This is a genomic window from Algoriphagus resistens (assembly GCF_001442615.1).
GTDB classification, from domain to species: Bacteria; Bacteroidota; Bacteroidia; order Cytophagales; family Cyclobacteriaceae; genus Algoriphagus; species Algoriphagus resistens.
This window is the reverse complement of the sequence record NZ_LMXN01000006.1, coordinates 181711-203280: the sequence shown is the minus strand read 5'-3', so window position 1 is coordinate 203280 and position 21570 is coordinate 181711. Positions and strand designations below refer to the sequence as shown.

Genomic DNA, 21570 nt, shown 5'->3' with positions numbered 1-21570 from the left:
TTGCGCTATTGACTTTTCACCGGGAATGAAAATGTACTTAGGGTATTAACCAATTATTAACCAATTATTTATAGAAATTTGTGCTACGTTTAGATGCAATACCAAACACCAGCAAATGGTCCTTTTTTTGGCTCCTTTTGATAATTGGTGGATTCTCTTTTTATGTGTTGACTGCTTGGTCTATAGACCATATTTTCAACCAAGAACGGATAGATGAAACAGGCTGGATTATCTTGGGTGCGTCCATAATAAGGCTTATTACATTAGGGATTGTATTTATGGCTTTACGTACCTATTCAACTCCAGTTAAAAGAAATACCAAACTTATTGCTCTTGCTTTGTTTGCATGCTCTAGTGGACAGTTGGTTTATCCTTTGGCAGAACTTTTCGTAAAGCTTCTGGTTCTGGTTGGATTATGGGAATCAACGGGTAAAGGTATTTCAAATATGCAGGCAGAAGGCTGGTTCAATCATGGAGCAGCATGGCTTATATTTGGCATTCCTGGAATTCTGTTTGTTAGAATTGGCCTACAGTATTCCCATAGTTTTCGGATTAGTCGTTTTTATCTCTTCGCTGGCTCGGTACTTGGCATTCTGCTTTTATTGTTAATTGGAGTGCTTATAAGTTAGGTGCTCTTTAAGGGATTAAGGATAGAGAAATACATTCATTACTAAGGCATAGCTTACCCCTGTTCGATTTTCAATAAAGTCAAGTCAACCTATTTTTCAGGATAATCGCTCGTTTTCATTGATGGGCTAGGGGAAGGTGATATTCTTCAAAAACAGGGAGTTGACAGGAAACTACCTGATGCAACCACTGAATTCTAAAGGGAAAAGAAGTTAGGGAAGTATGTGTATCGGTGGGTAGCGAAGATGATTATGAGATTGGTTTAACTAGAAAAAGCAATCCCACAGCCAAAGAGCAGATGGTCCAATACAATAACTCAATAAATAATCAGTTTTTGAAGCCTTGCTAGTATCGCAACATGATGCAAGACTTCGCACATCCTACCTTCACTTTGTAACCGGTAATGGTTGATCCAGAATAGCTTCCAATACGATCAACGCATAAAAAAACGACCAGCCCTGAATTTTAAGTTGGTCGCTTTTCCTAAATGCTATGCTAATTTTCCTCCGGTGTGGTATAGGTCACAAAATCAATACCTATCCCATTTGGATCAACAATGGCAAAATGCCTGTCACCCCAGGGTTCGTTACGGATTTCTATTTCAATCTCAACTCCTTTTTCCTTCAGGGTGCGGTAAAGCTTATCCACATCTTCCACATCTATCGTCAGATACATGCCTTCTCCATTGAAAGGTTTCTGAAATAGGGGTTTTTGGGAGGGATGGTTGGGCAGTAAAAAACTGAGTTGCTCCTCCTTATTGGGTGTATGCAACAACAGGTAGAACTCGTTTTCAAAGGTTATTCCAAAGTTCAGTTTCTCAGTATAGAACTTCTTACTCTCCTCCATTTTTTCGGTTATAATTCCTGCATTTAGTTTCATAGTAATTTATTTTGAGGGTTTAATTAATAGAATCTTTAAGCATCATTTGGGAATTGGTTATGGCCAACCATACAGAGAAGTAATTTGGCCTTGACCCCACAAGGGGTCACTTTGCTGTTTCTTTAATATAGGATTCAATATTCTTTGCCATTTGCTCTTTATGGGTTAGTACGGTTCCATGGGGCGCTCCATTGTACACCAGTAACCTTGCATGAGGCATAAGCTCCTTACTTCTTTCCGCAGTGAGTGTAATTGGTGCTGATACATCCGCATCGCCATGGATAATCAGGGTAGGGATAGTTATATTTTTCAGTTCATTCCTGAAATCTGTCTGCATATTACTTCGGTTACATTCTATTAGTGCCCGTAGCGAGGCTTGTGAAAAGAGAGAGATTCCCCATTCTATCATATCCTTGGAAACCACAGGAGTATCGCCAAAGAAACTCCCAACTCCGGCACGAATGGTACCATGGATATCCAGCTGTAAATAGTGGGTGAATTGATCTATTACTTCTTTGTTTATTCCTTGGGGGTTGTCTTCACTCTTTAGCATGAATGGAAGGTTTGGAGAGGTCAATATGATCTGAGCTATTTTCTCCTGCCCATAATTTGTCAGGTAACGAATGATTTCACCGCCAGCCATGGAATGGCTTATCAGGGTAACATTTTCCAATTCCAGATTTTCTATAAGCTTGTTTAGATCTGAAGCAAGGGTATCGTAAGTATAGCCAGTCCACGGCTGGTCAGACCGGCCATGTCCACGCCGGTCGTAGGCAATGCAGCGATAGCCCGAATTAGCCAAGTGGTTCATTTGATACTGTCATATGTCCGAATTTACCCCCCCCAGCTGTGAAGGAAAATCAAAGGCTTGCCTTTGCCCCAGTCTTTGTAGTATAAACTCACATCTTCGGAGATGGAAATTCGGCTGTGTTGGGCCGCTAGGTTTTGCTGCCCTAATACTAGTATAGCGAAGGCTATACCTAGAGCAAAACATAAATTCTTCATTTTTATAGGTGTATTTAGGGATTAATAATCCCGAATGTTTTGATATAATATGTGTTCTGGATAGAAGAAAACAGACATCCAATTGGACGATAAATGTTGCTTTAGGATGGGGTTTTACACCCTGATCAATTTGGAATTTTGCAAATAGGCCATCAGTCCAACCCAGCCTGCAATTGCCAGAATAATTACAACTCCTAGGGTTGAAATAGAGTCGTATAGGAATACGACTAATACTAAGCTTCCAATTACCCAGAGTCTATCTATCCAGATAATTGGTACTATGTCTTTTACATTTAGTGGGGTTTGATAGGCTTGGTAGGCTACAAACACTGAGAATACCAGCAGAAAGAATCCCGTGCTTATAAAGGGAATCTCCAAGGTTACCGCAAATAGATTTGCAGAAAATTTAGAAAAGATTACTAGTAGCAGACCTGTTGCTCCTGAGCTCAGGGCGTTGATTTTTAGAATGTTTGATAAAGTAAGCATGATTAATGTTGTTTAAGTTATACCTCAAAAGTAGGGCGGATACCACCGTTGTAATTATCTTTACCTGCCATTCAATTATCATTTGACGACAGATTAATCCTGCTATCTGATATGGACTTTCAAACCCAATTTTTATCAGCTTTAAGAGCCTATTGTACCTTGCGGAACGTGTCCTTAACTCCATTCCATTCCCTCAGTAATCCTTCTGCGTCTTTTACTTCCCGGGAATTGGACAGCCTTTGGAAAGGTATCATGGAGCAATCAGGTGATCAGCTCTTTGGTCTTCATTTCGGTGAATCCATGCAGGTGTCAGCCTTGGGGATTGTAGGTCAACTAATCACCACTAGTAATACCGTAGGAGAGGCACTTGCAAAAGGTGCTTCGATGGTACCTCTAATGGCAGAAGGCTTTGAATTAACATCTGAAGTGTTAGAAGATCAAGTCAAAATTGAACTACGGGCCAACCAAGAAATTAGGAAGCAATGCCCTTATTATTATAAAAGTATTCGGGATTTTATAGCAGCTTTGGTAATTCATGAGTTAGATGGCCTTATCAATGATAAAATAACGCCCAACAAAATAGTTGGACCTTTATCAGCCCATGAATCGGATGAATATTGCCGGGTTCTCCGATGCAATGATTTTCAACACGCTGATAAAATGTCCATTTCCGTTGATTTAAAATTGATGGGCATACCCGTGATTACTGCCAACTACAGGATGCAAGCGTATTTGAAAACCTTGTTATTGGAAACTTCTACGTTGGATTTAACCCAATTTGAATCCTTAAAAAATAGGGTGAGCACTTATATCATGAGTAATTCCTATTTAAAGATCCTCTCTATTGACGATGTGGCAGCCAATTTTAATTTGAGTTCCAGGACTTTACAGCGGAAATTAAGTGAAGAAGGCTGCTCTTTTAAAGAAATCGTGGACAATGTCAGAAAGGAACTAGCATTGGAGTATTTAAAGGACCGGAATAACCAGATAAAAGATGTAGCCTATTCACTTGGGTACAATGAATCCAGCGCTTTTGTCCGAGCATTTAAAAGGTGGACAGGCACTACACCCTCCTTATATTTTTAGTCATTGATTGCATTCGCAAAGTAGATTTTTTTTTGACGTAATTCGTTTAAAACTCTTTATCGAAGCGGTCATGATAGGTGAGACCCTAAACTTTAAATTAGACACAAAATGTATCAAACTATTAAGCCGCCAGACCATTTAAAAAAATACATTGACTGTTTTTGGATAGGCAATGCCAAAGGCTTTCCTAATAAGCCTTTGGCATTCCGTTTAAGTTCTGCGAATTAGTCGATCCTTAAAAAGCCCATTTCAGTTTTGGGATTTCATATTTTGGGGTTATCGAGATGTTATTTTTGCCGGACAATTCGCTGACTGCCATCACCAGGTTCCTCAACCAGTTATAAAAGAAGCCAAAATGGGCTTTTTTGTACTTGCTGTACATCCTTTTGAAGTTGAATGCGGCAGCTGCAAGTATACTATTGATGTTATCGCCAAAGATGCCTTTATAGAAATTGCGGCCTAACCGATAATCTGACTTCAAATGACCGATTACAGGTTCAATCGCTGCTCTTCGCTTAAAGCCGTTTCTAAGTTTTTTCTGTTTGTATTTGCTTAAACTTTTATTGATGAATGGCTTAGGTATGGATATTTCTGTCTCACCTATCTTTTTCTTACCCCGGTAGCCCCGGTCTACAGTGGCACTTTTCGCCCGCTTCCCCGTTAAGTACCCGTGCTGGTGCAGCGCCGGTTCCAGGGTATGCCCGTCGTATTCATTCCTAAAGCCCCTTGCACCTACAATTACCCCGGTATTCTGGGTGTAGACGATGGATACCTTATTGCCAAATTCATACTTCTTATGTTCCTTGCCCTTGGAGATACAGCACACATCAGGCTCATAAAGGGAATACACCTTGTTTTTATCCGCCCTTGTTCGCCCCAGCACTCTTTTGAACAGAGCGATCTGTTCTGCATAAGAACCTGCAGGCAGGTTTCTCTCCAGCTCGCGGACCATTCTCCCGGCAATGGTTTTTATTTTTTTATCCGCTTTGCGGGCTTTGCCCTTGTTTTTGGGATGATTGCGGAAACGTTGGTCGATGCCCAGTTTCTTTAAGGTAAAGGTGTAGGACTGGCGTTGTTTTAGATGGTGCCTCTTGCTGATGGGCCGGCATTTGGAGATGATTTTACGGTGTAGCTTTGCATCGTTGGGATAGGTAATGTTCTTTTCCTGTACCGTGCTGTCCACACTCACATGCTCTTCCCGCCCATCCTCCCCGTTGATGCGGATACTCTCTTTAAGAATAAGTTCCATTCCGCTTTCGCCTATGCGTTTGCGGAAGTGCACCAGTTCAGACGCCTCACAGGGGGCTGCAGGAACAAAGTTCAGCTCCCCGCAAAAGTATTGGTAGTACGTGTTTTCTGACCATTGTTCCACTATCCCCCATCAGAAACATTGCGCAGGTGTTTGAGGATCAGCAGGCCAACCATTAACCTGATCGGTTTTGCAGGCCGGCCGTTATCCTGACAGTACAAGGGGGCAAAGGCCTCTTCAAAAACAGACCAGTTTACCTGATCTGCTAAAATATACAGCGGATGCTTCTGGTTAAGCATTACAGAGAGGGAAGAATAGAATAAACTGGGGCCGTTATCAATCGGTTTCTTAGCCAACATAAGGGAAAAATTTGCAAGGTTTTAAAACAAAAACACTCATTTCTTGCATATTTAAAGGCGAAAATCATACCGAAAACAAACACAAACTATTGATAATCAAATGTTTAATCTGTTTTTAAGGATGGGCTAAGTATCGTAGAAATATCTTGGTAGGCCAGTTAAATGATGGTTTAAACCCTATTTTTCAATCCATAGCAGGTAATGAAGATTTTGAAACTGAAGTAATGGTACCCAATATAAACCCTATCCATTTTCTTATCCGGTACATTCCCCGGCTAGCTGTACCACAAATGGTCCTTAGGTTAAAACAAGAATCCACCCGTCAATTAGGGTTGTTACATTCTGGTATGTTACGTCGGTATTATCGGTACCGGCATTTACCCTGGGGCGATGGGTTCTTTGTTTGTCCACTAGGTGAAGCGTCACAGGAGACTATCGGTCAATATATCCTTTCACAAGGTTAGTTATCCTTGTGCCTTATATCCCATCCACGCTAAAGCGATGAAGGGGGGATGGCACATAAAAATAAACCTGTTCAAAAAAGTAAAGAATTATCTGTGATCTTGATTCCAATCGGACGAAGTGTGTTCGAAAGCGTACAGGAAATTACTGGTTATTCAGCTTAAAGTATAAGCTTTTAAATTTTTTGAAAATTAAATTCTCTTAATACACATGGAATGATGCAACCTGCTAAAAGCTAAAATCATGCAACTAGTGTCCGCTGGCAATACAGTCGAACACCGAAGTGACCATATTTTGTACAGGTTTGGTTAAATAAACGTGTTTTGTTCAGAATTAAATTTCGAAAAACCTGTTTTTAAATTAATGTTTTGAAAAATAAGTGACCTTCTCTAGAGAATTGATTTTTGGATTGGTATGCCCTTGGCAATAAGGAGAGCATAACAGAAAATCTAAAAATTTAAACCAGCATAATATGAAAACCTTATTCACAATAGCATTAGCAGGCGCATTATCTTTTAGCTCATTGGTAGCCAGCGCCGCAGAAGACTTGAGATCACTATCCTCGGTTAACTCCAACTTTAAGAAAATCAATGTCACCCTTAATGAAGGAGTCGGAAGTGCCAAAATTTCTATTTTATCCAAAGAGGGCAAAGTCCTAAGCAATAAAAAAGTACGTGTCAAAGATGAAAACATCATGGTACCCTACAATTTGGACGGCATGCCGGCAGGAGAATATCAGGTGAAAATCGTAACGGATCAGGAAGAGGTAATCTATACTGTTGCAACTAAAGAAAAGCCAATGTCTAAAGCATCGCTACCTTTGATGGCCTATGGTAAAACGCTGGATGAAAATACAGTAAGAGTCACTGTTGTAGGATTGATGGAGCCGGGAGTTGATGTAGAAGTCTTTTCAAACGAAACTGGGGAGGTAATCTATGCTGACCATGTCGATCAGACAGAAGGCTTTAAGAAAGACTATTCTTTCAGTAACTTTGATTCAAAGGAAATTCATTTGAAAGTGACTGACAAGCAAGGAAGAAGCAAGACACTTTATTTCTAAAATAATTAAGCCAACTATTAAGTATAGGCCCTGATTCCCAAATCAGGGCTTTTTTATGTGCGAGTCATTCAGTTGCTAAAAGCTATAACCACTTTTTCCTTCTGAAGTAAATGAAGGGCAAAATTGCGGAGCAAACCATAGCAATCAAAACGATAGGATAGCCGTAAGTCAGCTTAAGCTCCGGCATTTTTTCAAAATTCATTCCATAAACTCCGGCAATAAATGTTGGAAGAGAAATGCAAACGGTAACGACTGTGAGCATTTTAAATATGTGGTTTTGCTCCAGGTCAATCTTATTCGAAACATTCTCTTTTAGGTCATCCAATCGGTCAAAATTGAACTGGATATAATCAGAAATCACCGTCAGGTCATTCAGCTCAGCTCTTACACTTTCCTTCAATTCAGCTTTTTGTTCCCAGTCACTTTTGAGGTAAAGTCTTAAAACCCGTGTAGTTTCAATCAGCGACTCTTTAATCAGTAAGTTGTTGAAATTGTTCTGGGTAATGATATCCATCACATTGCTGGAAAATTCCTTTTGAATCAAAATGTTATTGGCAAGGATTTTTATCTTTCTGCTCAGATTTTCGGTGATGTCTGCGAAATAATCGGAGACAAACTCAAACTGGAATTTGAAGATATCATTCAAGTCAGCTATCCTGCGAAGGGAATTTATTTTGCCAGGATAGATCTCATTGATGTAAGTATCGAGATTTGAACTTGTAAACAAAAAAAGGCCCATCTGACAGATAACAATAAATAAGGGCTCTTCAATCATTTTTTTCTCCTTGTTGTAGTAGGGGATAGAAAAGTGAAAAGCAGCCTGGTTCTCATTCTCCAAAAAGTGGGAACTGATTTCTATATCCTCGTAATGCTTCATGATTGAGAAATCCAATCCGTAATTTTGCTCCAACCATTTCAAATCCGAATTGCTATAATCGAGAAAATGCATGACGTGAAAATCCAGATCAGAAACTGAGAGTTCACTCACAGTTTGTGCCTTTAAGGACTTTTTGTTTTTTAGGAGAATTTCTATCATTCGCTTATTTTAGAGAAAATCAATAGCTATAAGACTGTATGAAGAGTCTTCCTTCTCCTCACTATCCAAAATGCCACAGCCATATTTGGTACCCAACATAACCAGGCTACAATGTGATAGGCGGGAATAAATTCTCCCTGATGCAAAGTAATCAAAACCGGAAGCCATATTCGAAGTGTCACTGCAGCAAAGCAAGCAGCATAGCTAAAGATCATCCAGTCTTCGTGCGCGTCATACGTATGCTTTTTGGCTGTAAGCCATCCCATCATCGTCGTGCCAAGCCAGATTATTCCCAGAGATACGAATCCGAGAATACTGACTATTCCGCCAGTGGCATGAAGACCAAGGTATATCCCTGCCAGACTACTGAAAAATGCGGCCGTAACATACCCCATTCCGATTTTCTTATGAAGCTTTCTATACTTGTCACGAAAAGTCTTGGGAAATTGGGTCCAGCCGATCAAAAGAGCGAAACCGCCAAGTATAATATGGGTGTAAAATGCAGTGTTCCAGAGGGGATTGCTAAGGAGTTCTGCTGATTTTGACTGTAGTAGCCCGAAATTTCTGTCTTGTACAAAATAGAGAATTGGGTACAACCCGATGACTGTGCCTAGGATTCCTACTATCCACCAGGGGATCCTGGATACTAAAGGTCTGATAGCTGCATAAAATAAGCTCATTTGGCGTTTGACTGAAGAGTTTTGGTTTGTTGATCAGGTCGTTGAAAGGTATTTTTCCAGCTGGTCAAAAGTCCCACCGAATCCCTTCTCCATATTACCAATATTATCCGAGAATACTTGTCTGCATGCATCAGAAGCGTTGTGGGGGAAGGAGACTAGGTCAATTCTGGTTTTATCATCTTCTTCATAGAATTCCAAATCTACGATCATTTCCAGGGGCCAATCTGTACCAAACGGGACCTCCGGTGCTTTTACCGTTTCTCCGGCTTCATTGGAAAAGGAGTTGACAAACTGGAGTTTGGAGGGTTCTTTGATTTCTTTAATAATCCATTTAGCCCACATTCCATTACCGTCATTATCTTTTAGTACAAAGTGAACTATACCTTCAGGATAAAATTCGAAGGTTTTGACTTCCATGGTAAACCCTGCAGGTCCCCACCATTTCTGCAGGTTTTCTGCTGTGGAAAATGCCTTGTAAACGGCTTCTTTCGCGTGCGAGAAATAGCTTGTGATTCCGAGTTGTGTGGGCATGAATTTAAAGTTTTGTTTACAAAGTAAGTATAGAGAATTCTAGTATTTTCCCTAAGCAAGAACTCCATTTAAAGTATCCCCTGCAACCTCAAATGCTGAATGAGCATGATCGTTTTGGCGTCTTTGATCTCACCGGTAACGATCATCTCTAGCGCTTGATCAAAAAACATTTCCAAAACTTCGATGTTTTCTTCCTCATGTGCTGCACCACCACCCTCACTGACTTTCATGTCCTTGGAATAAGCCGCGACAAAGAAGTGCAGGATCTCGGTCACAGAGCCTGGGGACATGTAAGCCTCAAATACCTTTTTGACATCTTTGACTACATAGCCTGTTTCTTCCTCAGTTTCTCTGCGAATGCAATCTTCGGCATTATCCTCATCCAGTAGCCCGGCACAAGCTTCTATCATCATACCTGAGTTATTGCCATTGGTATAGGTGGGAAGGCGAAACTGCCGTGTGAGAATGACAGTTTTCTTTTCCTGGTTATACAAAAGAATGGTCGCTCCATTTCCCCTGTCATAGGCTTCGCGCTCCTGAGTAATGACCTCCCCATTTTTTTTGGTGAATTGAAAAGTTATTTTCCGGAGTGTATACCAATTATCCGAGAGCACTTCGGTTTTTAAAAGTTTGACGTCTTTAATCATGATTATATAGTGTGGTAAAAAGAAACCCAGGATTTAGGTCTGGGCTACTTATGAATTTACGGGACTAGCTGGTTTCTTCTATTCTCCAACTGTCTACTGAGAATTGCTTAGTATCTATTGCCTTCGGCGTGATCAACTCTCTTTCCGTCCAGGGTCATATACGCTCCCATTGCATCGGCGGTCATGCAAGAGTGGACAGGGAGAATTCCCAGAATGTCTCCGATTTTTACTCTTTCCAGGAGCTCAGAAGATGCTTTGATGATGCCATGCTCTTGAGAAATGCTTTTCAAAAAAGATCTTTCTTCAGGGATAGTCCAGCCATTTTCATTTAGGTAAACCACTTCACCGAAGTTTTTCAGCCCATTTTCACCTATAAGAACATCCTTGGCCAGATGAACTCCACCGCCGTGGACTAAAATCTCTTTGCGGTCTTTTTTGATATCCACCACAGGTACAGCAAGGCATACGGCAATATCCTCCTTGTCACAACCACCCAGTTCTGCCTGCATCAAGTCGTAGAAAACAAAATTGCCTGGTCCCATTTCGTCAATATCTTCAAAATCCTCCATCACTGCACATCCCGGTGTGTCCCCGATTCTTGTCACCAAATTTGGGTATTCGGTGCTGTATTTATTTTTGAGCATCCCTAGCGCATTTCTGGATTGTTCATAGATTGCCGGAATATCAGGCATATAATAGGTGTGCCCAGGATGCAGATAAAAACCTTTAAATTTCAGTTTGTCCGACTTTTTGGCGATCAATAAGATCTCTTCAATCAAACCAAAATCACTTACTTCAACGCCCGTTCTACCGTAACCCGCGTCGATTTCGATGAAGAAACCAACAGGGTGCTCCAATTGATCTGCAAGCATTTGGGTAGTCTCAGCATTGATCAATTGTACCGAAAGGGATTGCTTTGCTGCTATATTATTGAGTTTTGTAATTTCCAGCGGGTTGAATGGAAAGGCTATATGAATATTCACCCAACCTTGTCCCGAGAGGTATTCAGCCATCTTAATGGATGAAACTGTCACTTCGGTGATGTTGTATTCTTTGGCCCAGTCACCGATTTGATTGGATTGGGCTGTTTTGAAGTGTGGGACCAATTTCATAGTGTGACGTGCAGCCTTATCAGCCATTCGCTGAATGTTGGCGCGGCAGATTTTTTCGTCCAGAAGTAGTGTGGGGGAGGTTATTTGATCGAGGTAGCTCATTAGTTACGATTGAGTTTTATAAAAATTTTATTGAAAGTAATCGGGGGGAAGGGGAATTACAAGCTGAAAGGATATTAACGAATGACGATTTTCGATTTACGGGAGTATCGCAAGAGGTAACTGGTTTCTTAAATTCAGGCATTTTTTCATTCTCACATTTTGTGAAAAGTTTCAATTAAGGAAGAGATGCCGGTGTTGCCGAACAGTTTTACAATGGATAGCGTAAAACCCGGAATAGATGAAATCATTCATAGAAATCCTTCGGGGTTTGAAGTTTAAGGACAGTGAAGGAAAGATTGCGCTTTTGCGGAAGTAGGTCAATAATGAGAAATTCATTAGGCAATGCAGGTATCACCGCCAATTCTATTAATTTTGTCACCCAATTAAAATGGCTGTAAAATGGCCTAAATAGCATTCTTAATTGCCTCAAAACCTTCATGGAAGCAAAGAAAATACGGAGCACCTTTATAGAGTTTTTCCAATCCAAGCAACATCACTACGTTCCTTCATCACCGATTGTGGTCAAAAATGACCCAACCCTGATGTTTACCAATGCGGGAATGAATCAGTTCAAAGACGCATTTCTTGGCAATGAAATCGCTAAGTATTCCCGTGTGGCCAATTCGCAAAAATGCCTTCGGGTAAGCGGTAAGCACAATGATCTTGAAGAAGTGGGAGTTGATACTTATCACCACACCATGTTTGAGATGCTGGGTAATTGGTCTTTTGGGGATTACTTTAAAAAAGAAGCGATCGAATGGGCTTGGGAATTGCTTACCGAAGTTTTTGGGCTGGAGAAGGACCGATTGTATGTGTCTGTTTTTGAAGGTGACAAGGGCGATAACCTGCCTATGGATCAGGAAGCCTACGATCTCTGGAAAGCCATTGTGCCGGAAGAACGTATTATTATGGGATCCAAAAAGGACAATTTTTGGGAAATGGGCGACGTGGGACCATGTGGGCCCTGCTCGGAAATCCACATTGACTTAAGGAGCGATGAAGAACGTGCCCAGGTAGCTGGAAAAGACTTGGTAAACAACGATCACGAACAGGTGATTGAAATCTGGAACTTGGTTTTCATGCAGTTCAACCGAATTTCTGATGGAAGTCTGAAGCCATTGCCTGCAACTCACGTGGATACAGGAATGGGTTTTGAGCGATTGGTGCGAGCGATCCAGCACAAGTCTTCCAATTACGATACGGATTTGTTTGCCCCGTTTTTGAGTGCCTTGGAGAAGAAATCAGGTAAAACATATGGCCAGGATGAGCAAACAGCTATTGCCTTTCGTGTGATAGTCGATCATATACGTGCGATTTCATTTACCATTGCTGATGGGCAACTGCCTTCCAATAATAAGGCGGGTTATGTGATCCGCAGAATTCTGCGAAGAGCGGTTCGATACGGATACACCTTCTTAGGTTTCCATGAACCGTTTTTATATGAATTGACTGGACTGATTGCTGATAATTTCGGGGATATTTTTCCCGAAGTGAGACAGCAGCAGGAGTTTATTGCCAAAGTAATTTACGAGGAGGAGTCTTCCTTCCTTCGCACCTTGGACAATGGCCTGAAAATGCTGGATCAGATCAAAGTTGAATTGAATGAAAAAGGGGAGAACGTAATTCCGGGAAAAACGGCTTTTGAATTGTACGATACCTTTGGTTTCCCGTTGGATCTGACCTCGTTGATCGCGCGTGAAAGCGGACTGTCGTTAGATGAAAAAGGCTTTTCACAGGAAATGGAAGTTCAGAAAACACGTTCCCGTGCTGCTTCCGAATCTGAAACCGGGGATTGGGTGATTGTGAATGAAGATAATGGAGTCGAGTTTGTAGGGTACGATTTCCTTAAAGCGCATGCACAGATCATCAAATATCGCGTGATTTCGGATAAGAAGGGGGATAAGTACCAATTGGTGCTGGATAAAACCCCGTTCTATGCAGAAAGTGGCGGTCAGGTAGGCGATACAGGCTGGTTGATATCAGAGACTGAGAAAGTCAAGGTAATTGACACCAAGAAAGAGAATGACTTGATTGTTCATTTTGTGGAGAAGCTTCCTACAAATCCTGAAGCTAAATTCGGAGCTGAAGTAGATGCGCAAAAGCGTTTTCTGACTGAGAACAACCATACGGCCACACACCTGCTTCAGTCAGCATTGAAAGAGGTTTTGGGAGATCATATTCAGCAGCGGGGCTCTTTGGTCAACCAGCACTTGCTTCGCTTTGATTTTTCCCACTTCAGTAAATTAACTGAGGAGGAAATCACAAAGGTGGAGGATATAGTGAATGAGAAAATCAGGCAAAATATCCCACTTACTGAGCAAAGAAATGTACCGATAGAAGAGGCCAAGAAACAAGGGGCTACTGCGCTTTTTGGTGAGAAATATGGAGACTTCGTCCGGGTTATCACCTTTGATAAGGATTTCTCGGTGGAACTTTGTGGAGGAACCCATGTACCGCAAACAAGTAAAATTGGTTTGTTTAAGATTGTTTCTGAAGGATCCAGTGCTTCAGGTGTCCGAAGAATAGAAGCGATAACTGCCCAGGCTGCTGAGGATTATTTCCGTAAACAAGAGCGTTTGCTGAAGGAGATCCAGGAATTGCTGAAGAACCCGAAGGATTTGAAAAAATCGATTGAAGCTTTGCTTCAGGAACGGAATGAGCTGAAGAAAGAGATTGATTCTTTACATCTGGAGAAAGCTTCAGGTGTGAAAGAGGAATTGCTGAAGCAGTTTGTAGCTGGAGAAGGAATTAATACACTAATCGCGCAGGTAGTATTGCCGAATGCGGATTCATTGAAAAAACTGGCATATGAACTGAAAAATGAAACAGCCAACGCTTTTGTTATTCTGGCAGCCAACATTGAGAACAAACCTCAGATAGCCGTAATTATAGACGAGGATTTGGTCAATAATAAACAGCTAAATGCAGGACAAATCGTACGGGAATTGGCTAAGGAGATTCAGGGCGGAGGTGGCGGACAGGCATTTTTTGCCACTGCTGGGGGGAAAAATCCCGCCGGACTGGAAAATGTAGTGGCCAAAGCCAAGGAGTTATATCTTTAGAGAACAGAAAAACACGAGCGGATGCTAAGTGAAGAATTAAGGAATAAATATCAGTTGGTCATCGGACTTGAGGTGCATGCGCAGCTTTTGACCGAGAGTAAAATGTTTGCTGCCGACGCCAATAAGTACGGGGAATCGCCAAATACTCAAATATCAGTGATTACCCTTGGTCACCCGGGCACCTTGCCCAAGGTCAATAAGAAAGCTATTGCTTATGCCATCAAAATGGGTTTGGCCTGCAACTCTGAGATTACAAGACATAATGTCTTTGCAAGAAAGAATTATTTTTACCCGGATCTTCCTAAAGGCTACCAGCTTACCCAGGATAAGGGGCCAATATGTGTTGGAGGGACTGTGCCGATCCAGTTAGCTGATGGCCGCAAAAAGGAAGTGATCCTAAACCGTGTGCACATGGAAGAGGACGCCGGAAAATCGATCCATTTGGCAGGCGAAGAGGATACCCTGGTTGACTTCAACCGTGCCGGAACTCCCCTGATAGAAATCGTTACCGAGCCAGACCTGCATAGCCCTGAAGAAGCTTATGCTTTCCTTGCCGAAGTCAAAAAACTAGTAAGGTACCTCGACATCTGCGACGGAAATATGGAAGAGGGATCTCTTCGTTGCGATGCCAACGTCTCTGTGATGCTAAAGGGCTCCAAAGAATTGGGCAAAAAAGTAGAAGTAAAAAACATGAATTCCTTCAGAAATGTGTTTCGTGCCATCGAGCATGAGCATGAGCGACTGATTGGTCTTATTGAAGCAGGAGAGGAGGTTATTTCTGAAACAAGAACCTTCGATGCGAATACAGGGCTTACCGCCGGTATGCGTACGAAAGAAGATTTGAATGATTATCGTTATTTCCCGGAGCCTGATTTGAGCCCTGTGGTTATTTCTGACGAGTGGCTGAATGCAGTGAAGGCAACGATGCCGGTTTTGCCAAGGGAGCTTCACCGGAAGTTTGTAGAGGAATATGGCTTACCTGATTATGATGCAAGCTTTTTGACGGAGTCGAAGGAAATTGCATTATGGTTTGATGAGCTATGCAGTAAAACCCAAAACTATAAAGCAGCGTCTAACTGGGTAATGGGTCCTGTGAGGTCATCGCTGAATGAGCAGTCACTTTCAATAGCTGATTTTCTGATCAGTACAGCGACTATGGCTGCTCTGATAGCGTTGGTAGATGAGGGAAAAGTTAGTTATACGGCAGCCGCGCAAAATTTGTATCCTGAGATGCTGAAGAGTGCCACCGAAAGCCCGCTGGAAATTGCGCAGCGCCTGAACTTGATCCAAGAAAGTGATGAAGCTTCCCTGAAACCGATCGTTGAAGAGGTATTGGCGGCAAATGCTGCAAAAGTAAAGGAATACAGATCTGGGAAAAAAGGCCTTATGGGCTTATTTATGGGACAGGTGATGCAGAAATCCAAAGGTAAAGCAGATCCTAAAGTTGCTACCAAACTATTGACTGAATTATTAGCTAATTAATCCATGATGAACAAAATGAACGGAATTGTATTTCTAGTACTCCTATCTTTTTTCTCCTGTGAGAAAAAACAAGACAATGATGGAAAGGTAGAAATAGCCGGAAAAATAGAAAATGCACGGGAAGGAGCGGTAATATTATCCCAGTTCACCGATAGCCGTCCTAAGGTTTTAGATACACTTGAATTGGACAACAAAGGGAATTTCAGATATGAAGTAGCTGTGGATACTCCAACATTCTACGAGCTGAATTTCTATGGTGAAAAGTTGATACGGCTTGCGCTCTTCAAAGAGGATGTGAAGTTATCCTATGATTTTGCCAATCCAGAAAGCCTTGTTATCGACGGATCCAAGGATTCCCAGGAAATGCTGAAAATAGAAAAACTGATGGATGACTATCAGACCAAGGTGAATGCGCTCAATGAGGCATATTATAAAGCCATGAGTGAAAACGACACTGAAACCATCAAGCAGATACAAACGGATGCTATGGCGCTGGAAAGCAACCAGGCATCTGAAGTGAAGAATGTGATCAACAGCATGGGGGACAGTTTCGCTTCTTTAGCTGCAGTAGGGCTGCTAAATCCGAAAAACGAGTTCCAGTTCATGGACAGCCTGATAGCCAAATTGGATGAGAAATATCCGGAGACGAAGTCTATTATTCAGCTGAAGCAGCAACTCGATGAGATGAGAGCACTTTCTATGGGGCAGGTAGCACCAGAAATTGAATTGCCTAATCCTGAGGGTGAAACCGTAAGGCTTTCTGATTTGAGAGGAAAATATGTGATGATTGATTTTTGGGCGGCTTGGTGTAAGCCTTGTCGTGAAGAAAACCCAAATGTGGTAAACCTTTACAATGAATATAAGGATAAGGGCTTTGAAGTATTCGGTGTATCACTGGACCGTACCAAAGAGGATTGGGTAGACGCAATTGAAGAAGATGGATTGGCCTGGACCCAAGTTTCTGATTTGAAATATTTCAATTCTATTGCCGCAGAGATATATCAGATCGATGCTATTCCTGCTACTTATCTGATCGATCCCGATGGTAAAATCATTGGAAAAGACCTACGTGGTCCAAGCTTAAGGGCTAAGTTGGAAGAGATTTTTGACTAAGGTCTAAAGGGAACCATCAAAAAAGCCTTCTGAAACTTTCAGAAGGCTTTTTTGATGTTTTAAAACTAGGAAAGGAAGGAAGAAAAAGTACCAAACAGTCCTTCCTTTAAAAATCGTGTCATTGAAAAAGGAATAGCAAAAGTTGTTTATCACCCAAGACAAATCTACTGAAAAGATTCAAAAGAAAAACAATCCTTAAGTTATTCTTATTGAATTAAATATTAATTTTTCCTGATTTAGATTTAATATTCCTTGAAAATTAATAATTCATTAAGTTTTCAATTATTTGGCTATTTTTTCATAGCTGGCTATTACGCCCCTTACCATTGCAGAGCTGAAACCTTGGTGCTCCATTTCATTTAAACCTACGATTGTACATCCTTTTGGAGTGGTCACCTTATCAATGGCAGCTTCAGGGTGCATGTTTTTCTGAATCATAAGTTCTGCAGCTCCCTTCACCGTTTGATTGACGATTTTACTTGCTGTGACCGAATCAAATCCAATCTGTATACCTCCTTGGATCATCGCCCGCATAAATCTCAGTACATAAGCAATCCCACAGGCGCCCAAAACTGTTGCTGCTTCCATCAGGCTTTCGTCAATAGGAATGGTAAAGCCGATTCCATCAAATAATTCTGATACAAGTTTGATTTGATCTGGATTGGCATTCTGTGCACAGATACAGGTGACAGATTCTTGGATATCCGCTGCTATATTCGGCATAGCGCGGAAAGTGATACTTGCGGGGTCAATTTCTTCATTCATTTCTGCAAGCGTAATACCTGTAGCCAGCGAAATGATTATTTGTTTTTTAGGGTCCAGAGATGGTTTGATTTCATTTAGGATAGGGGCGATGTTGTAGGGCTTTACACCTAGAATAATGATATCTGCAGTGGCTGCTGCTGATAGGTTATCATGTTGAACTCTTACTCCTAGAGCGGCAAAGTCACTTAGGCTTTCCAGGTGTCTTTTGGTAAGGGTCAGGTTCTGCGGATCAAAATCATCCCTTTTCAACAAACCATTTGCGATGGATGCTCCCAGATTGCCACAGCCGATGATGGCTATTTTCAAATTTGAAATCATAGAAAATATAATTATTGATTGTATTTGTTGATTAAAGGTAAACAAATAGGCTGTTTTTCTACGGATTCATAAAATATTATGAGTGTTGAATCGGGTCAAGCCAAACGTATCCGAGAGCTGCCTTTACGTTGGAAATAGGGGTTGGGATAACAAAGGTAAGCCTCGAAGTAGTTAGCAGTAATGGGTATTATGCCACTTAGCTAGGTTTAATTCTTCACTGTAACCGGATCAGCTTGAACTAATGCAAGTTTGTAGATCGTAAAAAAATCTTCTTCCTCCTCTGGATTGTGTTTTTTTGCCCATAGAAAGCCTTCACGCTCAAATATATCTGAAGGTAATATATGTGGAAGAATAGGAAAATCAGCTAGTAAATTGTATTCATTGTCTAAAACCTGAACTCTATCAGGAGTTTCCCTTCGGAACTTATTGATCATTTCACTTCTCTCTTCGGGTGAGCTGGCCGTTGCCCAAGTCTTAAGCTGTTGTGTTGTAAAGCCAGATGAATAGAAAACTAGTATTTTACTGTCATAAAATTTAATACTGTTCATTTTTCCCATGGTGATCATGGTCTCCATAAAATCCGGCACTCGCTCACCTTCTGGCACTCCCTGAGAAAATTGAAATTCTTTAAGGTCCAGTTCAATCTTTTTGATAAAGGGAAACGGCGGATTGGCTCCAAAAACAAAAACTGCCGGCTCTCCATTAAATACTACATTTAGGTGGCCATCTGAAAATGCAAAATGGGAAACCCAGTCGGAGTGGGGGAAAATCCTGCCACTTGTATAGATACTTTCATCCGGGAATTTTAAAAAATTGTTTTTCTCCTTTTTAGTCAAGTCATAATAGCCTATTAACCGTAGTTCTTTAAAGAAATCCGCCCGGTTCCATCTTAACTCTTGCTCATTCATCCGGTTGTTATAGAAAATCTTTTCATCACGCATTTGCAGCTCATTACTTGGACTTGGGCTACTACTATAATAAGGAATGTTCCCTGAGTACAGTATATCGACTACTTCTCCGTCCAATGAAATCTGTTTAATATGAGGAACCCCAAAGGCTATTAAGGTACTGCCTTCCTTACCAAACTGTAAGGGGGCCATCAAATTCAAATACCCAACACGTGTGTTTCCATGGGCAACAAAGGAATGTAAAATCTGCCCATCGAAATTGGCTACGAATAGCTCTTCTTCATCTGGACCACTTTGTACAAAAACCACCTTTCGGTTCTTTGGGTCCACATCATCTAATCGAGGCGTCCCAAGAAAAGGGACCTGAATAGAATCAACTTTGATTAATTGCCAAACTTGCCCTGTTTCTGGGCTTTTAAGCTCATTCCTACTTCCACCGCAGGAGCTTAGAATGATAAAAATCAGTAAAGTGATTCCAATAAATTTCACGTTTAGGAGGTTTGTTTAGGTGTTAAAAACAAATGAATTTCAGTGCCAAGTTTCCATACAATCGTTAACAGCAGAAGGCAGGGAAATAGGTCTTAGTCACAGTTTTTCTTTGAATTATTCCAAGCCTGCCTGAATAGGTATGGAAGAGATTTTTGCATTCAAAGAAGTGGGTTGGAAGTTAATAATCTAGTGTTTACCGATTGGTCACTTCCAAGCCCGGATACTATGATTTATTCTATTTATCTGTTTTTAGAAGTGGAAAGGTTTCATCGAAATAGGCATGTGTCATCAGGTTTACCTGATAATAATGCTTCCCATAATTTTTGGCATTCTTTTCAAGTCTGCTAATATGGTAATAGGAATAATCTTCAGGATTTGCAGATGATAATATAGTGTTTTCAATTCTTCCACCATCTATCCAGATACCGTATTCACTGGAGTCTTGCCACTCTTCTAGCTGACCTTGCGTAATTGGTTTCTTTTCGGGTATTTTGGTTAAACTGTTAATCAATTCTCCGTATTCCTTTCTGTCACCTGTTTTTTCTGATTCTGGGAGCTGCTTGTAGAGGTTATATATCTGAAGGGAAAGCCCTTCCCTGTTCCGAAATTGACGTACCTCTTCACCTTTTGAATTAGTTTTTATAACGGTTGCATCTTCAATGAGCTTATCTAATGCTTTGGCAGCTTTAGAGCGCTGTTCTGTAGAGGGGATATCCTGGCTAACATTTGTAACAGGTGTAGTTTTTGTTTCTTGAGCTTGGAGTTCAACGGTGAAAACTCCCCAGGTAAGAATTCCTAAGAAACATGAAGCAAACAGGCTTAGGTTTTTAGTTCGGTTGTTTTGGATCTTATTTAGCATGGTCATTCGTAATTTAAGTGTAGATGAAACTATTGGACTTGTAAAGGGAATAAGGTGGGAGGTAGAGAATTTAAAGAGTGTTCTTTTGTAATGATTGATGTCAAAATTCCTGTCTAGAATGGCCTGATCGGCCAAAAATTCGTGGTTGAGTTTAGCTTGGTGTTTGATAACATGGCAGACAGGGTTAAACCAGAACAGTACACTTATAAATTCTAGAAATAGTAAATCCAAATAATGCTTTTGGGAAATATGAGCCATTTCATGGCTGATTATTACTCCCAGATCATAGGCTTTTTCATAATCCTTTCGGTTTAGGAAAATAGCATTCAAAAAACTAAACGGAGTTTTAGCCTTTTCAGAAATAATGATCCTGGTACCCTCAAACATCAACTTCTCTCCTTGATTTTTCCACCGTAAAAGCGATAGAATAGAATGTGACTTATAAACAAGAAGCATCAATGCTATGAGCAGATAGGATAGAACTATCCAATCGATGCCAGTGGTTTCTGCCGTAGGGGTAAAAGGTTCAGAGGTGTGGCTTAAGGAGATTGAGCTTTGCGGTTGCTCAAAAAAAATGAAGTTTTCAACCGGATCAAGTGGATACCCAATCTCAATTGGAACGGAAAAAAGTGGTGCTATTGCAGCAAGCGGAATAGTGAGTAACAGAACTATTCGGTTAAACTGAAAACATTTTTCCCTGGACAAGAATAGTTTAAACAGGGTGAAAAGCACCACAGAACATAAAATGAATTTCAGTAGATAGACTGTCATTGTTTTCGTCGTTTAATTTCCATTTCTACCAATTCCTTGATTTCCTCCAGCTCTTTGGTAGATAGATTAGCCTGCTTTGTGAAAAATGATGCAAATTTCAAAGGTGAGTCGGAGAAGAAGTCCTTAATGATGGTTTTAAATTTTCCTATGAAATAGTCAGGCTTTTCTACCAAAGGATAATATTGCCGTGAGTTGCCAAAGACTTTATACCCAACGTAACCCTTTTCCTGCATACGTTTCAGCAGGGTCGCCACTGTGCTGGCGGCCGGCTTTGGATCCGGGTGCTTTTCGAGTATGTCCTTCATGAAGATGGTTTGATTGGACCAGATTAATTCCATGAGCTTTTCTTCTGATTTTGATAATTTCATTCTACAGATGTTAATTTATTTCTACAAATGTAGAATTATTAATAAATGAACCAAACATGAACTTTGTTTTTTATCTTTTTTAACAATTTAAAGACCTTGAAACGAGAATTCTAT

General features: G+C 40.9%; 18 protein-coding genes and 2 pseudogenes. 7 read left to right on the top strand and 13 right to left on the bottom strand.

What is annotated here, in order from left to right; genetic code table 11:
• The first annotated feature begins 80 nt into the window (after window positions 1–80).
• Entirely contained in the window at window positions 81–629 is a 549-nt protein-coding gene (locus AS141_RS12960; protein WP_057938084.1) for a hypothetical protein, read from the top strand.
• Window positions 630–1122: 493 nt separating this feature from the next.
• On the opposite strand, the gene AS141_RS12955 is transcribed toward AS141_RS12960, so the two are convergent.
• The 3 genes from AS141_RS12955 to AS141_RS12945 all read right to left on the bottom strand — a co-directional run bounded on the left by AS141_RS12955 (window position 1123) and on the right by AS141_RS12945 (window position 2997).
• Window positions 1123–1506 carry a VOC family protein gene (locus tag AS141_RS12955; protein WP_057938083.1) on the bottom strand — a complete coding sequence of 128 codons (384 nt, stop codon included), beginning with the start codon at window positions 1504–1506 and terminating at the stop codon, window positions 1123–1125.
• Between the two features lie 106 nt (window positions 1507–1612).
• On the bottom strand, window positions 1613–2317 hold the full coding sequence (locus tag AS141_RS12950) for an alpha/beta fold hydrolase (protein WP_057938082.1): 705 nt from the start codon (window positions 2315–2317) through the stop codon (window positions 1613–1615).
• A gap of 308 nt (window positions 2318–2625) precedes the next feature.
• Window positions 2626–2997: a hypothetical protein gene (locus AS141_RS12945; protein WP_057938081.1), complete on the bottom strand. Its 372-nt coding sequence runs from the start codon at window positions 2995–2997 to the stop codon at window positions 2626–2628.
• A gap of 111 nt (window positions 2998–3108) precedes the next feature.
• Between AS141_RS12945 and AS141_RS12940 the strand changes: the two genes are divergently transcribed.
• Complete coding sequence (locus AS141_RS12940) at window positions 3109–4083, top strand: AraC family transcriptional regulator (protein ID WP_057938080.1); 975 nt, start codon at window positions 3109–3111, stop codon at window positions 4081–4083.
• A 382-nt stretch (window positions 4084–4465) separates the two neighbouring features.
• On the opposite strand, the pseudogene AS141_RS26015 reads toward AS141_RS12940, so the two are convergent.
• Window positions 4466–5691 (bottom strand): annotated as a pseudogene (locus AS141_RS26015) (IS5 family transposase); the annotation flags it as partial.
• A 137-nt stretch (window positions 5692–5828) separates the two neighbouring features.
• Here AS141_RS26015 and AS141_RS27415 point away from each other — a divergent pair.
• Window positions 5829–6155: pseudogene (locus AS141_RS27415) on the top strand (transposase); the annotation flags it as partial.
• 470 nt (window positions 6156–6625) lie between these two features.
• Window positions 6626–7213 carry a hypothetical protein gene (locus tag AS141_RS12925; RefSeq protein ID WP_057938078.1) on the top strand — a complete coding sequence of 196 codons (588 nt, stop codon included), beginning with the start codon at window positions 6626–6628 and terminating at the stop codon, window positions 7211–7213.
• 82 nt (window positions 7214–7295) lie between these two features.
• Here the strand turns inward: AS141_RS12925 and AS141_RS12920 are convergent, their stop codons facing one another.
• From AS141_RS12920 to AS141_RS12900, 5 genes are all read right to left on the bottom strand, one after another.
• Complete coding sequence (locus AS141_RS12920; protein WP_057938077.1) at window positions 7296–8249, bottom strand: magnesium transporter CorA family protein; 954 nt, start codon at window positions 8247–8249, stop codon at window positions 7296–7298.
• A gap of 26 nt (window positions 8250–8275) precedes the next feature.
• Window positions 8276–8929: a DUF2306 domain-containing protein gene (locus tag AS141_RS12915; RefSeq protein WP_082632287.1), complete on the bottom strand. Its 654-nt coding sequence runs from the start codon at window positions 8927–8929 to the stop codon at window positions 8276–8278.
• Between the two features lie 33 nt (window positions 8930–8962).
• On the bottom strand, window positions 8963–9460 hold the full coding sequence (locus tag AS141_RS12910) for an SRPBCC family protein (RefSeq protein ID WP_057938076.1): 498 nt from the start codon (window positions 9458–9460) through the stop codon (window positions 8963–8965).
• A gap of 68 nt (window positions 9461–9528) precedes the next feature.
• The gene (nudK, locus tag AS141_RS12905) at window positions 9529–10107 is read right to left on the bottom strand and encodes a GDP-mannose pyrophosphatase NudK (RefSeq protein ID WP_057938075.1); all 579 of its coding nucleotides are present in this window, start codon (window positions 10105–10107) and stop codon (window positions 9529–9531) included.
• Between the two features lie 107 nt (window positions 10108–10214).
• On the bottom strand, window positions 10215–11321 hold the full coding sequence (locus AS141_RS12900; protein WP_057938074.1) for an alanine racemase: 1107 nt from the start codon (window positions 11319–11321) through the stop codon (window positions 10215–10217).
• A 437-nt stretch (window positions 11322–11758) separates the two neighbouring features.
• Here AS141_RS12900 and alaS point away from each other — a divergent pair, with 437 nt between their 5' ends.
• The 3 genes from alaS to AS141_RS12880 are packed head-to-tail and all read left to right on the top strand — an operon-like array spanning window position 11759 to window position 16978.
• Window positions 11759–14383: an alanine--tRNA ligase gene (gene alaS / locus AS141_RS12890; protein ID WP_057938072.1), complete on the top strand. Its 2625-nt coding sequence runs from the start codon at window positions 11759–11761 to the stop codon at window positions 14381–14383.
• A gap of 21 nt (window positions 14384–14404) precedes the next feature.
• On the top strand, window positions 14405–15865 hold the full coding sequence (gene gatB / locus AS141_RS12885) for an Asp-tRNA(Asn)/Glu-tRNA(Gln) amidotransferase subunit GatB (RefSeq protein ID WP_057938071.1): 1461 nt from the start codon (window positions 14405–14407) through the stop codon (window positions 15863–15865).
• A gap of 15 nt (window positions 15866–15880) precedes the next feature.
• On the top strand, window positions 15881–16978 hold the full coding sequence (locus tag AS141_RS12880) for a TlpA disulfide reductase family protein (RefSeq protein WP_232424901.1): 1098 nt from the start codon (window positions 15881–15883) through the stop codon (window positions 16976–16978).
• 282 nt (window positions 16979–17260) lie between these two features.
• Here AS141_RS12880 and proC read toward each other — a convergent pair whose 3' ends face one another.
• The 4 genes from proC to AS141_RS12860 form a co-directional block, all read right to left on the bottom strand.
• Entirely contained in the window at window positions 17261–18061 is an 801-nt protein-coding gene (gene proC, locus AS141_RS12875) for a pyrroline-5-carboxylate reductase (RefSeq protein ID WP_057938070.1), read from the bottom strand.
• A gap of 206 nt (window positions 18062–18267) precedes the next feature.
• Window positions 18268–19458: a hypothetical protein gene (locus AS141_RS12870; protein ID WP_057938069.1), complete on the bottom strand. Its 1191-nt coding sequence runs from the start codon at window positions 19456–19458 to the stop codon at window positions 18268–18270.
• A 235-nt stretch (window positions 19459–19693) separates the two neighbouring features.
• Window positions 19694–21088, bottom strand: coding sequence for a M56 family metallopeptidase (locus AS141_RS12865; protein WP_057938068.1), 1395 nt, complete (start codon window positions 21086–21088; stop codon window positions 19694–19696).
• Complete coding sequence (locus AS141_RS12860) at window positions 21085–21456, bottom strand: BlaI/MecI/CopY family transcriptional regulator (protein WP_057938067.1); 372 nt, start codon at window positions 21454–21456, stop codon at window positions 21085–21087. The genes AS141_RS12865 and AS141_RS12860 overlap by 4 nt, the downstream gene beginning before the upstream one ends.
• Between the last annotated feature and the right edge of the window lie 114 nt (window positions 21457–21570).

Excerpts from the sequence above, each read along its gene's own strand:
- AS141_RS12955 (WP_057938083.1), bottom strand. The coding sequence starts at position 1,506 with ATGAAACTAAATGCAGGAATTATAACCGAAAAAATGGAGGAGAGTAAG.
- AS141_RS12950 (WP_057938082.1), bottom strand. The coding sequence starts at position 2,317 with ATGAACCACTTGGCTAATTCGGGCTATCGCTGCATTGCCTACGACCGG.
- AS141_RS12945 (WP_057938081.1), bottom strand. The coding sequence starts at position 2,997 with ATGCTTACTTTATCAAACATTCTAAAAATCAACGCCCTGAGCTCAGGA.
- AS141_RS12940 (WP_057938080.1), top strand. The coding sequence starts at position 3,109 with ATGGACTTTCAAACCCAATTTTTATCAGCTTTAAGAGCCTATTGTACC.
- AS141_RS12925 (WP_057938078.1), top strand. The coding sequence starts at position 6,626 with ATGAAAACCTTATTCACAATAGCATTAGCAGGCGCATTATCTTTTAGC.
- AS141_RS12920 (WP_057938077.1), bottom strand. The coding sequence starts at position 8,249 with ATGATAGAAATTCTCCTAAAAAACAAAAAGTCCTTAAAGGCACAAACT.
- AS141_RS12915 (WP_082632287.1), bottom strand. The coding sequence starts at position 8,929 with ATGAGCTTATTTTATGCAGCTATCAGACCTTTAGTATCCAGGATCCCC.
- AS141_RS12910 (WP_057938076.1), bottom strand. The coding sequence starts at position 9,460 with ATGCCCACACAACTCGGAATCACAAGCTATTTCTCGCACGCGAAAGAA.
- nudK (WP_057938075.1), bottom strand. The coding sequence starts at position 10,107 with ATGATTAAAGACGTCAAACTTTTAAAAACCGAAGTGCTCTCGGATAAT.
- AS141_RS12900 (WP_057938074.1), bottom strand. The coding sequence starts at position 11,321 with ATGAGCTACCTCGATCAAATAACCTCCCCCACACTACTTCTGGACGAA.
- alaS (WP_057938072.1), top strand. The coding sequence starts at position 11,759 with ATGGAAGCAAAGAAAATACGGAGCACCTTTATAGAGTTTTTCCAATCC.
- gatB (WP_057938071.1), top strand. The coding sequence starts at position 14,405 with ATGCTAAGTGAAGAATTAAGGAATAAATATCAGTTGGTCATCGGACTT.
- AS141_RS12880 (WP_232424901.1), top strand. The coding sequence starts at position 15,881 with ATGAACGGAATTGTATTTCTAGTACTCCTATCTTTTTTCTCCTGTGAG.
- proC (WP_057938070.1), bottom strand. The coding sequence starts at position 18,061 with ATGATTTCAAATTTGAAAATAGCCATCATCGGCTGTGGCAATCTGGGA.
- AS141_RS12865 (WP_057938068.1), bottom strand. The coding sequence starts at position 21,088 with ATGACAGTCTATCTACTGAAATTCATTTTATGTTCTGTGGTGCTTTTC.
- AS141_RS12860 (WP_057938067.1), bottom strand. The coding sequence starts at position 21,456 with ATGAAATTATCAAAATCAGAAGAAAAGCTCATGGAATTAATCTGGTCC.